The 13,528-nt window shown below is 52.8% G+C and carries 7 protein-coding genes and 1 pseudogene; all 8 read right to left on the reverse strand.

All coding sequences use genetic code 11. The features are described from left to right. Nucleotides 1–119: 119 nt before the first annotated feature. Complete coding sequence (locus VE23_RS12430) at nucleotides 120–689, reverse strand: SF0329 family protein (protein WP_049868116.1); 570 nt, start codon at nucleotides 687–689, stop codon at nucleotides 120–122. 176 nt (nucleotides 690–865) lie between these two features. Continuing rightward, on the reverse strand, nucleotides 866–1,855 hold the full coding sequence (locus VE23_RS12435; RefSeq protein ID WP_049868117.1) for a tRNA dihydrouridine synthase: 990 nt from the start codon (nucleotides 1,853–1,855) through the stop codon (nucleotides 866–868). Between the two features lie 1,350 nt (nucleotides 1,856–3,205). Then, on the reverse strand, nucleotides 3,206–3,442 hold the full coding sequence (locus VE23_RS12440) for a hypothetical protein (RefSeq protein WP_049868119.1): 237 nt from the start codon (nucleotides 3,440–3,442) through the stop codon (nucleotides 3,206–3,208). Nucleotides 3,443–3,458: 16 nt separating this feature from the next. Continuing rightward, nucleotides 3,459–3,653, reverse strand: a complete 195-nt coding sequence (locus VE23_RS12445; RefSeq protein WP_232316901.1) for a hypothetical protein — start codon at nucleotides 3,651–3,653, stop codon at nucleotides 3,459–3,461. A 266-nt stretch (nucleotides 3,654–3,919) separates the two neighbouring features. Beyond that, on the reverse strand, nucleotides 3,920–9,931 hold the full coding sequence (locus tag VE23_RS12450; protein ID WP_049868122.1) for a DUF3320 domain-containing protein: 6,012 nt from the start codon (nucleotides 9,929–9,931) through the stop codon (nucleotides 3,920–3,922). A gap of 145 nt (nucleotides 9,932–10,076) precedes the next feature. Further along, a pseudogene (locus VE23_RS12455) lies at nucleotides 10,077–11,033 on the reverse strand (IS30 family transposase). A 901-nt stretch (nucleotides 11,034–11,934) separates the two neighbouring features. Further along, nucleotides 11,935–12,240 carry a hypothetical protein gene (locus tag VE23_RS12460; RefSeq protein ID WP_157053949.1) on the reverse strand — a complete coding sequence of 102 codons (306 nt, stop codon included), beginning with the start codon at nucleotides 12,238–12,240 and terminating at the stop codon, nucleotides 11,935–11,937. A 629-nt stretch (nucleotides 12,241–12,869) separates the two neighbouring features. Beyond that, nucleotides 12,870–13,526, reverse strand: coding sequence for a hypothetical protein (locus VE23_RS12465; protein WP_049868124.1), 657 nt, complete (start codon nucleotides 13,524–13,526; stop codon nucleotides 12,870–12,872). Nucleotides 13,527–13,528 lie beyond the last annotated feature (2 nt).

Genomic DNA, 13,528 nt, shown 5'->3' on the forward strand with positions numbered 1-13,528 from the left:
CATTGTGCGAAATGCACCGCGAAAGCCGGAGACAATCGAATCTGTCACATCTCATGTTCGAACCCTCAATCTGACCGACTCCACATGTGTGGAGAAGACAGTGTGAACAAAACTTATCTTCACAATGTGTTACGCCTTAGTTCATAGAAATACTGCACACTCGGATGCTTTAACTTCATCTTCTCGGACATGGTCAAGATCCGCTTTTTTCCAATCCTTCTGTCCACCAAGGCTAGGATATTCAATAAGATATCATTGCTCTCTAAGCTTTCCTCTATAGAAGTAGATAAAAACTTAGTAGCCACAACGATAAAATTTGATTTACTTAATGAAGCCTGCGCTGACAAAAGCTCCTTTGCATATTCTGAACTTATTCTGCTTCTGGCCATTACTTTTAGACGATCTTCCGGCACGGTCCCTTTGGCAGCTTTTCTAACCGCTTCAATATCGTCATTGCTGATAGGAATTTGAATATGTGGATCATTCTTGATTTCCAGCTCCGTCTGATACCATCTGATGAAGCTGGTTTTATCCATCATATTGAGTACATTCTTTTTATCTACAGAGATATAACAAATACCTGGTTTATCAGGTGAATAACGGTAACCAGGTGCGCGGTATTCTACCCTTCCTTCTAACGCAGGACAGAGAAAGCTCTCCAGTTGCTGCTTCAATTTGCTCCAGGACATGTAATCCCCTCCATATAAAAACAGAGGAAAGGATTGTTGGCTCTGGGTTTGCCCCGTCTCCATTCATCCGATCCTCAACATCTTCAAGTGTTTTTTCTACTTTCTATGCCGAATTCTCCCTATCGAACTAACCAATCTATACCGCAATCGTCCGTTGCCTCACCTGACTTGGCCACTTAATTTCCTTTTTCCTCCGCCCCATCATGCTCCTTATTTGCATATTCATTGAGCAGCGTACGCACTTCAGTTGTTGATTTTGTGTTCATTAAGCTATTTCTTAATTCGCTTGCCCCTCGAAATCCACGGACATATATTTTAAAGAATCGGGAAAGCGGTCTGAACGAGCGTGGTTCCAGTTCTGAATATTGATCATGGAGATCTAGATGCAGCCTTAGCAAATTAAGCAATTCCTCACTGCTGTGATCCTTCGGCTCCTTCTCAAAAGCAAATGGATTATGAAAAATACCGCGCCCAATCATAATACCATCCACACCGTATTGCTCAACGAGCTGCAAGCCGGTCTGACGGTCAGGGATATCCCCGTTAATGGTCAGAAGTGTATTTGGGGCCACCTCATCACGAAGTTTCTTAATCTCCGGAATCAGTTCCCAATGAGCATCTACTTTGCTCATTTCCTCTCTTGTCCGCAGATGAATAGACAGATTGACGATGTCTTGTCGCAAAATATGGCTTAACCAGCCCCGCCATTCGTCTAAGGCACTAAAACCGAGCCTTGTTTTTACACTGACGGGCAATCCCCCGGCTTTTGCGGCCTGGATGATATCCGCTGCGGTTTCTGGACGGCAGATCAGGCCGCTTCCCTTCCCGTTCTCTGCCACATTCGCTACGGGACAACCCATATTAATATCGATGCCTCTGAATCCTTCTTTCGCCATACCGATGCTCATCTGACGAAAGTAGTCCGGCTTATCTCCCCAGATATGGGCTACAATGGGCTGTTCATCCTCTGTAAAAGTCAAGCGCCCGCGCACACTATGGTTTCCCTCCGGGTGACAGTAACTCTCTGTATTCGCAAACTCTGTAAAAAACACATCCGGTCTGGCAGCTTCACTAACGACATGGCGAAAAACAACATCCGTCACATCTTCCATGGGCGCCAATATAAAAAAAGGCCGTGGTAAATCACGCCAGAAATTATCTGTCATATCAAAAACCTCTCTATCAATACTAGGAGAAATCCTTATTCCGAAGAGGTAAAACTCACTTACGGCATGTTAAAGCAAAGTATATTATAACCCCGAGAGAATCATAGTCAAATAAAAGATTCAAAAAAAAGAGGGTGCCCCCTCTTTACTATTTCCTCCAATAGATCTCCGTTTTACTTGTCCTTGTGTACTAACAGCGTCACCGATTCCACATGCACCGTATGCGGGTTCTGCCGCGTCTTAGTCTGAATCTGTTACAGTCGGCTGGAGCCTTGATTTCACTGGGTTTTAGTCGTTCGCATATTGTTCTATTTGGATCGCTTAGGGTGGTTGGAGATAAAGTTTATCACCAATTTATCCCCAAGAAATCTGTAAAATCAGTTTCATTAGAATAGGCGTGAAATCCATTAATCTCAACTCTTAACTCATATTGTACATTTATTTCGTTAAACTGCTCGTTAGCCTAACCCTTATTTTACCACATCCCCACCTTTGTGATGTTACATTATTTAGCTTTCGGGTTCTAGCACATCAGCTCAGGCTCATGATAGTTCCACTTTGTCATTCGCTAATTCCAAATTACCAGTCTTGAATAGGATCACGTTCTTGACAAGAGCAAGATCCCATAAAACAAAAAAGCCGCGATTAATGCGGCATTATAGGTTCGACTTCGCTCAAATATGTAACGGTTCCTTCAAGTTGCAATATATTAGGCCGAATTTCGGGACATCAAGATGTACTGTATACTGAATCCGCGATCAGGCAGCGGCGAAATAAATCGGGAACAACTGACGGCCAAGAAAAGGACTCCGTTTGGGTTTATTCGGCAAATTCTCAATTCCCCTAAATATTTGGCTGTCGAATCATTCCAAGCGATGCACGAGCTGCCTTGCAGACGTTCCAGTAGGGATCTGACTGCCAAAGAGGATGCCGACCGCAAGGTCACTACCTTCCCCTGGAGAACACCAATATAGCCCCTTTCAAAAAGATCGTCACACCCGAGCTTGCACATTAGCGTTGCGATGTTGTCAAAGTCACCTTTATCTTCATCACTACACTCCGACCGCTTTTTGATATGAGCGGCCCATAGCAGATCAGCGGGGTACGTTTCGCCGCATATGGCACAAGAACCCTCTTGCCGGCCGCCTAATAACCGGTTCCGTAGTTGAGACTGCTCTTTACGGAAGTCCGTCATATGCTGACCGTCAAAGTCCCATTCAAGTGGCTAAGAAGGCATATCCTTTGCAAGGAAATCGTCAGCTCCCAAATTTCCGAACCCACCGAACCACCCCGCTTCAAGGGCTCTAACAAGGAGAAGTTGTTCCGGCCGGTGATGCGTCACAGCTAATTTCAGCTCCGGCCAGTCGCCAGGATGCGCACGCCGCGATAACGGAGCGCCGACTCCAGGAATGATTCCGCAGCCACGCTACCGTCCATTCGACGGATAACGCCGAGCTGCAGCATGGCGGCTTGTTCCGCGAAAAAGTTCCTGCTGAAGCCGATCAGATCAACAGCCAGCTGATCCAGCTGCTCCTGCCATGCTTGCCGCTCCGCAAGGCTATCGATGAGCGGCGCCGCGCTGGACATCAGCGACAGCTGCCATTCAGACCAGCCCTCGAGGGCTGGTCTGAGCCGCCTCCTTGAGAAAAAGCTTGAACAGCTTCGCCCTGTCTTTCATTCCCAAGTCCAGATGATTCTCTCCCACCTTTTTCAGTAAGCCGAGGCTGTGGTGGATCAGACCTCCAATGATGCCGTCCGAGTCGTCGCAGCGCTGCAGCAGGTCCAGCATCTCGCGCAATACGAGGAGCGACACTTGCGCTGCCGTCAGATGAAAACCATCCTCCAGCGATTTCTCCGCCTGATCCAGGCACCTGATCCGCGCCTTCTACCGCCAGAGAGACGCTTCGGTAAGCGACGAAGCCGCTGCGATCCGAGTGCTCTCGAATGGCGGAACGGATGATCTTGCGAAAAGCGGATAGTCCTTCTTTCATGAACGTACTTCCTTTCCTCCGCTAAGTGGTTTTTATAAAACCGATACTCTTCGGCAACGTCCACACTCACGGCTCACGTCTTCGACCGAAACGCGGCCCTTCCATCCCTCACGACGGCCGTCTCTCGTTCCACCGCCAGCTGCAGGCCGCTTCGCACGGCTCGGTCCAGCGCTGTACCGGTTCTGGCGTAGCCCAGCCGCTTGACCGTCTCCCGGATCAGATCCTCCACCGGCAGGCTGCCTTGGGCGAAGAGAACTTCCCGGATAGCGCCAGCTATCTCCTGCGGAGGAAGATCCTCCGAACCGCGACGGTCCGAATCCGCGGCGGGCAAACGGCAATCCTCGTAGACATCTGGATCCGCATGGTCGGGCCAGTAAAAGCGGACCCCGTCATGCTCCGTCGAGCGGATATCCAGCTCGGCCAGCATCGAATCCAGATGCCGCTCGATGCGGGCTCCCGCACGGGAGATGCCCCACGCCTGCATAACCCTCCTGCCGAGCAGGGAGCGGCTGACCGGCCCTTCGCCCTGGATGACAGCAGTTAGCTGGGCTTTGACCAGCTCGCTGTTTGCTGCCTGGAAGACACCCTCCGAAGGCAGGGAGACCGGTTCCAGGACAACCGCGCGGTACGTGGATTTCGGGCTGCGGCTGGCCGCACTGTCTGCGGACAGAACAGGAGGAGAGGTTAGTTCCCCATCGAACGCAGATTCAAGAGATGCGCCATTTCCTGGAATCGAGCCCTGACTTTTAATGCCTTTTCCCCCAGCTGCCAGCTCAATAGCTGCTGCCGACTGGTCCCGGGCTTCCTCTAGCTCCCTTCGTGCGGCGTCCTCCTCTGACGCGCTAGCGACTTTGGCTGAATGTGCTCGCCGCTCAGACTCCAAGGCTGCCTCGGCGGTCTGGATGATCCGTTCCACTTCCCTTTCAGGGCTATGCAGCCAGTCCATCGCCCACACCCGGTGGAGACTCCAGCCGAGTTGGCGGAGCATCTCCGTGCGGAGAACCTCGCGATCCCGCGCGGTCTTGCCCGTCCGATACGTTTCTCCGTCGCACAGGACGGCGAGCAGATATCGGTCCGGATCGTCCGGATGGACGATGGCGAGATCGATCCGGTAGCCGGAAGTCCCGACCCGAAGGTCGACACGGTACCCCTTCCTCTCAAGGCCCGCAGCTATCTGCGACTCGATGCCGAGCTCTCCTCCCGCCAGCAGATCGCTCTGCATTCCGAGCGCCGACGCCCCTTTTTCCGCGTAGTCTAAGAAGGCCCGCAGAGCGCTCACGCCCTGAGCGCGGGTACGGGAAGCATCCAGCTGGTCCGCCCGCAGGGAGGAGAAGACATGCATCTCCCGCCTGGCCCGGGAGACGGCAACATTGAGGCGGCGCCAGCCTCCATCCCGATTGAGCGGACCGAAGTTGAGAGCGACCTTGCCGGACGCATCCGGCCCATAGCCGATGGAAAAGAGGATGACGTCACGCTCGTCTCCCTGAACGTTCTCCAGGTTCTTGATGAAAATAGGTTCATGCAGCCTCGATGCCGCCAGCTCCAGACTGCTGTCCAGGCGGAACATCTCGTCCAGCCGATCCTCGATCAGCGTCTGCTGGATTGAGCTGAATGTCACGACGCCGATGCTGTGACGGCACAATTGCGGATCCCGCAGCCGGCGGGCGATCTCGGCGATGACCTGCTCCGCCTCGGCGCGGTTCTGCTTGGTCCGGCCGCGATCGTACATTCCCTCCACGGGATGCCACACGACGCTCGACTTCCGCTCATAAGGTGAAGGGAAAGTCAGCAGCTTGCTCTCGTAAAAATGTCGGTTGCTGAAGGCAATCAGACTCTCGTGCCGGCTGCGGTAATGCCAGAGCAAATGCTCTTGCGGCATGCCGAGGGCCAGGCAGTCGTCGAGAATGCTCTCCAGATCGTCCGGCACGGCGGCCTCATCCGTCTCCTCTCCCGATGCTGTGCTGGTGAAGAAGCTCGTCGGAGGCAACTGCTTGGGATCGCCCACGACGATGACGCTGCGTCCGCGGGCCATGGCTCCCACCGCCTCGCTCGTGGGCAGCTGGGACGCCTCGTCGAAGAGGACGAGGTCAAACGGCGCATGGCCGGGATCCAGATACTGGGCCACAGACATTGGACTCATCAACATGCATGGACAGATCCGGCTGAGCAGATTCGGGATCCGCTCGAACAAGCTGCGCAGCGAGAGTCCGCGTCCGCCGCTGCGGATGGCGCGCAGCAGGATGCCGGCCTCCGAGCTCGATGCCGCCTGCGCTTCCATCGGAGGAATTCGTGAGGCGAGACGCGCGGCGATTTCCTGTCGGGTGAGGCTTTCATAGGTGTCCATCGTCGCTTGAAACGTCTTGATCTTCTCCTCGAACAGTTGTCCGGAAAAGGAGCCCAGCTGTGGGTCCGACTCGAGAATGTGGGCGATGGCAGCCGTCCACCAAGCTCGCTCGAACGCAGGAATGACCTCCTCATGCCGCAGCCGTCCCGTTTCGTAGGCCGTCGCCAGCGCCTCCAGTCCGGACTCAATTGCACGGCCTCGCACCTGCCGCCAGCTGCACCACTCCCGCAGGTTGTCGAGATGCTGCTGCCAAGCTTCGGCTCGGTCCATGCGGAAACGCGTCCAGTCCCCGTCTCCCCTCGCTCCATCCATAGCAGCGAAGTCGATGCCGAGCCGCTCCGATAGCTGCCCTTCCAGACGACCGAGCTCCTTTACGAGCTGGAGGAGATCCGAGATGGCGGGGCCGCGCGATTGCAGGAACGCCTCACGGCCGGATGCCAGTGTACCGGCTAGACTCCGGCGTGCATGATAGGCGCGATCAAGTTCGAGATGCAGTTGGGACAACGTTTCCTGCAGACGTACGACCCAGGTTAGGGTCGCCTCCACGGAGTCCCATGCGGCTTCTCCGCCGTTCCACTGACGTCCAAGAAGCGCGGATGCCGCCGGCTCTGACTGCTTCAGCGCCTCGGACTCGGTCTGGCAGCGGACGGTATCGGAGAGCACCGCCTCCACGTCCGGCTTGCCCAGAACCGTGCCCGGCAAGCTGTACCGCCGAACGGCCTTGAGTAGACGGTTCTGCTGGAGTAAACGCGGAAGAAACCACTTCCGCTCTGCCTGCCTCCACTCCGCCAGAGTCCCGGCAGCGTCAGAGGCCAGCAGCTCCAGCGAAAAGCGTGCCGCCAGACGAGCGCGGATCTCATCCCGTGCCCGGCCATGCCGGATCGCCCGCTCGACTTCGGCGCGGGCGGCATCGAGCTCGGGCACGCCGAGCAGGCCTTGCGGCAGCTCTATCGGCATATCCTTCAGCAGCTCTAGAACAGCCGCTGCCCGAGCAAGCTTGCCGGGTTCCAAATCACTGGCGTCGAGGCCGGCCAGTTCCGTCAAGGCCGCCCAAGAGTCGGGCAGCGAGGCGAGAGTCTGCCTGATGGCTGCGACGAGATGGCCAGCCTCTGCGCGAAGCGCCGGGCTGTAAGCCGTACCGGTGGCATCCCGCCAGACATGGCCATGGGGGTGTCCCGCTGCCCTACCGGCCGCTACGAGCTGACGGGCGAGATCCTGCCAGTCCTCGTAGCCGTCCTGCGTCATTCCGCCGACGACGGATGGCTCCAGCCTCACTGACTCTGACGCGCCGCGCAGCTCTCCGAAGCGGGAGATGGCTTCGCTGAGCGAGGCTCCGAATCCGTATTTCCGATGCAGCGAGGCCACATAACCGCCCAGCTCGCTGCGGGAGGCGGCCAGGCGATCCGCTTGGCGCTGCCAGTCTTCCGGCGACGCGGCGCGGGCTCTCTCCAGCGTCTGGCGCAGCTGATCCAGCACCGCTTTCTTCGTACTCTTGTTGGAATGCAGCTCCAATGCGTAAGGCCCGAGGCCGATCGCCTCGAGGCGGCTCTGGACGACGCTCAGGGCGGCCATCTTCTCCGCGACAAACAGCACCGTTCGGCCCTCCGCCAGGGACGAAGCAATCATATTGGTGATCGTCTGCGACTTGCCTGTGCCCGGCGGGCCGTGCAGGACGAAGCTTTTCCCGCCCTGTGCCGCTGCGATCGCCGTCAGCTGCGTCGAGTCGGAGCTGATTGGCAGCAGCAGCTGGTCCGGCGCCTGGAGCTCGTCGAGCCGGTTGCTCGCCGGGAACGTCACGCCGGGCTCCCACTGAAGCCTTCCAGCCATCAGGCTCGCGACGACCGGGCTGCGGGCCAAATCCTCGGCGCGGCTGCGGATATCGTTCCACATGACAAAGCGGCTGAAGGAAAACAGGCCGACCATCGCCGACTCCTCTACGTCCCAGCGGGACAGGTTGAGAATCACGCGGCGAATTGCGGCGAACACGCCGGCGAGATCGATGCCCCGCTCATCTCGAGGCAGCGGATCCAGGCCGCTGATTTCAATGCCGAAGTCCTGCCTCATCATCTCCAGCAGTGTGATGTTGATCTGCGTCTCCTCGTCGCGGCTTCTCAGCACGATGCCGGCGGCCGAGGTCTTGCGCACCAGCTCCACCGGCACGAGCACGATCGGCGCATAGCGCGGCTGGTCGCTTGCCGAGGATTCGTACCATTTCAGCAGTCCCAAGGCAAGATAGAGCGTATTCGCGCCGTTCTCTTCCAGCGACAGCCGAGCGGAGCGGTAGAGGTGAACCGCCTTGTCGGCGAGCTCCCGGTCGCCCGCATCCGCGCGCAGGCGCTTCTGCTGGAATTCCTGGCGGATGAGAGCCGCCAAAGGATCGTCCTGCCGCACGCTCTGGAACAGCTCCGCGCTGCGGGCGGTTCCCTCCCAGTCCAACGGGCGAGGCAGCAGCTGGAACTCCTTGCCTTCCGCCAGCGAGTCTTCGAGTTCTCCGAGCCGGTCATGGAGTAGCGGCAGAGCGGACTTCGTCATGCGGAAATTCAGCAGCGTGTTCCGCAGCGTCAGGTCCAGCAGCTTTCGTTCCCACTGCTTCTGCTTGGTGACTGAAATGAAAGTGGCCTCTCCCGGTGCGACTTGGATGGCCATCTCAGTAGGAGCCTCTGCATGTGCAGTGGCTGTACGTCCCTGCGGTTCCTCGACAATCTCCCATCCCGTAGGACCATGGACCCGGACAGGCAGCGGACGGATGCCGCTGAACCTGGTGCGACGGATGTCTACGAACAGCTCGAAGGCATCCGGCTTGCCCAGATGGGTCAAAGCCGCGGCCTCAGCTTCCTCAAATGATGCGCAACCGCCGGCCGTCATCAGTGTCGCTTCCGCCACGCTGATCTCATGCACGCCAGCGGCCATCCGCTTGGTCAGCAGCGAAAGATCATCCTGGATGCTCTCAGCGAACGTCTCCTCCACGAGCCAGACACCAGGAAAGGCATGTCCCTCCGTGAATACCGCGAGCGGATGAAGGCCGACCGCCTCTAGGCAAGCCGCGTACAGCACCGTCAGGTCCAGGCAGTTGCCCAGCCCTTGCTGCGTGACCGCATCGGGCAGTCGTACCCTCTGGCCAATGGCCTCAAAGCTGGCGGGAGCGACCGCATACGTGATGCCGCGCGCCTGGATGGCGGCGAAGATCGCGGCAGCCTGATGCCGGACCCGGTTCGGGTTGCGGCTCTGATAAGCATCGAACGACGGACTGCCCGTCCATTTCTCCAGCAGCGGCGCCGCTTCTCGAATGATGCCCGCGACTACAGGGTGGTTGGGCAGCACAAAGCCGCCGATCATGTCTGGCATGGCGGCCAATCCCGCCCACTCGTCGTAGGCCAACACCACGATCGGAGAAGACTCCTCATGCAGGATGCGGCCGTCCTGAGAGATTTCAAGTTTCAGCGTTCCTCTTACGCGTTCCGTGAGACTGGCGAGGTAAGAGCCAGACAGACGAATCGGGGCTGCGCCCAGATCCAGCAATCCTTCTGCAGGAATGAGGTCGATGGTCCGAGACCATTCCTCGGCAAACTCCGGCTCTGTCTTGATGGTAAGCTTGACCAGCCTCAGCTCGACTGGACCCAGGGAGCGGATCCGGATGCTTCGGACAATCGGTACGTCGTTCTGCTGCATGGCGTAGTTGACGGCATCGTAGCGTATCCATTCACATTCGAGCTTGATTTGATCATCGCTGAGTTCCAACATGAGTTTCTTCCTCTCTCTGTTACCACGATATGGAATAATTATATCTTGAATAAGCCGGAGTTCCTACGGGTTGGATGAGAAAAGGCTCCAGCCGGGTAGGGCTGGAGCCTATCAACACATCAAAGAAATAGGTTATGACGGATTGTCAAGCCAAGTGTGACAGTTCATCCATGAAGGCTTCGTAAGCTGATTTCCGGTTTAGACATTTACGGGGGCGATGGTTAATGAGGCGAACAGCAGCAGCTTACCCCACATCCGACACCATGGCGAAGTCATGCCATTTAGGGAAGAACTCCCGTAACAGACCATTGGCATTCTCGTTGGATCCACGTTGCCAAGAAGAGTAGGAATCTGCAAAATACACCTTGATGTCATGATGGTTCTCTAGTGCCGTGTAGCAGGCAAATTCTTGGCCACGGTCGGTTGTCGCGGTCTTAAAGCTTCCTTGTGGGTACTGGCTAGAGGCTACTCCAAAAGCGATTTCCATCGAATGGGCGGTACGGTCCGGCATCTTTACAGCGAAGTAGAGCCGTGTTTTTCGTTCCATGAAAGTGGCTGTACAAGCCTTGCTCTGCCCTCTGCTGGACACGACCGTATCAAGCTCCAAATGACCAAACCTCGTCCGTTTGCGGACTTCCTTGGGACGCTGATGGATCGGTGTGCCGATAAGGAAGCGTCCTCGAGTTTCTATTGGCTTGCGGCGCTTTCCTTTGTGAGGCAGCACCTGCGACTCGGAGACCGTCAGCCTACCGTCATAAAGCCAGCGGTAGATCGTCTTCAAGCAGACGAAAGGCTTCCTTTCGTTTCGTCGCTTCTCAGCGATCTGCTCGGGCGACCAGGTTTGCTCCAGCTTCTCTGTCAGTTCTCTAGCCAGCTTCGGCGTGAGTTTGCCGGTAGGCACACAAGAAGCTCTCCGTTGTTGTTACGTTTCCTGTGCAGGTACAGCCTCATATCTCTGCGTTGATTGACCTCGTTGGATTTCACGGGCAATGGTAGAGTGATGACGGTTGAGTTGCTGAGCAATGTCTCTGGTCGACCAGCCTAGCGAATGTAACGTCTCTAGTTGACCGCGTTCTATTATGCTAAGATGGGAGTAGCTCATGTTAGGTTCTCCTGAAAAATGGTCTGTTGTGGTGACTTCCATTTTACACGAATCCATTCATGGGCTTCTTTGTATTTTGCTGTCGCACTTCGTATAACAATCCGTCAAAACAAAAAGTAACAATGGCACGTATATCATCATTCGATAGCCTGTTGAATGACTGGGAGAAGCTTCTCTGTGCCTAACGGAGCAGAGCGGATAAAGTCTGTTACAGTCACCCCGTCGTGCTCCACAGTCTTTGGAATTCGAATCAATTTAGCTTGTAATCTTTCACGATATACTAGGACTATGCCCTGTACTTTGACAAGACACATCGGAAAGAATGAATGTCTCTATATCTGTCTTGCTCGCGTTTTCTGTTCATTTAGGTTGAAATCCGGCAACTTTTACATCAATTTTACATCAAGCCTGTTTTTCGACCTCTGTACCACCGCTATTTTTAATCTGTACCATATTTAAAAATCAAGTAATTATAAGGGTTTTACTGCACTTTTCCATCCAAAACCAACAAAGCCACCGACTCCACATGAACCGTATGCGGGTACGTTAGCAACTTTGTTCCTGTTTATTGAAAGTTAGAAAAGCCTTGATTTATAAGGGTTTTCCCAAGACCAACTTGTCTATTTGTTGTTATAGTTTGCTCGTTTTTGTTGTGGTTGGTAAGCAAGTGGTCAGCAAAAAAGGGACATAGAGTTTCTGTCCCTGGACAAAATAATGCACTGTATAATACCCGAAACTTAGCCTACATCCGTTGCTTTTGCTTTTGAATGGTCGATGTCTCTAAAAAAGTCCAAGAATAAAAGATCCTCTTCCTTAAAGGATTAATCATACTTTTTGTCGTGAAATACTTTATGGCATTCCACACACTCAACTGAACATTTTAGTTCATAATTCAATTTTTCTATAAATAGAAAAGCTCATCCCGTTTAATTGCGTTAACAATAGAACGATCCGTTTTTTTATTATGAGTGTCATATATACCAACCAGCCATTCTTGAAGATCCGAATCGTACTGAGAAATGCTATTCTTGTATTTTTCGAGTCGCTCATCATTCAAAATTGTCTTTTCATCCATCTTGGTAGCATCTAAATATTGATTGAAATATTTTACACATGTCTTCATGTTCTCCATCCGGTCATTCAAGCTGAACTCATTCAATTGGTCTTCTTTTTTCCTTTTCGCTATGTAAGCTTCAAGCGTTATCATGAACTCACCTACCAAAATTGAAGTTTTAAAGGCGATTCCCCTTTCCCAATCCCCTTAAAACCTATAAAAAATTCGTGTCCACTTCTCCAACAGCCCTTCTGCCGTACTCCCACAAGCCCTCTCCTGCATTTCCGAGATAAATATTCGTGTCCATTTTTGGAGGAAAAATCGGATAAAAATCAGGGGCAGAATCGGGCTAATTGTGAACGAAACGAGATAAAAATTAGTGTCCAGAATGCAGGGGGAAGGGTTGAGGGATTGGAGATGGTCTCTTCCCGTTTACCTCATCCCTGGTTCCTGTAATGCTTTCCGCCGCGGCACAATGATCCGGCGAATATCCCACTTGATCCCTTGTTATTTTTGAATTTTCTGTATACATTATCCATATCCATGCCTTTCCCTCCACTGCCGCTCTTCTTCTCTTCGCCTTGAACAGCACGAAAAAGACTGGAGATTGATCGGAGAAATAGCCGACAAGTATCCAGTCTTTGGTGGTTTGCAGGACAGTTATTTAGGAGGAACGACAGTTATTTAGGTGTGTGGACAGAAATTATTGTTGTTTGAAAAGGTACACTTTTCCTGTATTCCTTAGGGGTCTTGTCTTCGACAAGAATATAAGTGTAAAAATTTTAGTTTCGTATCATATCTTTAAACAAATATAGATTGTCTCCGCGATTCTCCAATATTGGGCACCCCTTTTCAGCCAAAAAAGAAATTGCATATAGAATATGCTGGCGAGTGATTAAATGTTTTGAACCATCAATAAGATTCGTAAGATATTGATTAAAATCATAGACATAGCCGAAATCATTCATCAAGTGTCTTATCGGAGACAAAATAAAAGCTGATAAATTAAGAGCACTCATTTCGTTAGTTAGTTCTTCCGTAATAATTGTTCTATCCGAATCGATTTCTTTTACTGTTTGACTTTGCACTGACATAACATCTTGTAAATTTTCAAGCAAGAATGTGAGAAAAAACTTATCGTGCTTATCACTGTTAATAGTAACTAATTTTCTTTTATTATATTCAATCTTGTATTTTACTAAAAATCCATATTCATGATTCTTTAATCCCATATGTTTTTCTGATCGTTTTGAATAAATAGAGGTTATTCTAAGCCCTTTTGGAAAGAGAAAGCTCCTATCCCCAAAAACTTCATTCAATTCTGATTTTAAAAAATCCTTGTCGAGAGAGATTTTTCTGCTATTTTCCTCCATAAAATCACTACTATACAAAGTCCAATAACCTTTCATTTTAATTGCAAAATACAATTTAGCATTCATTT

This window comes from Paenibacillus sp. D9, assembly GCF_001188365.1.
Classification (GTDB): domain Bacteria; phylum Bacillota; class Bacilli; order Paenibacillales; family Paenibacillaceae; genus Paenibacillus_O; species Paenibacillus_O humicus.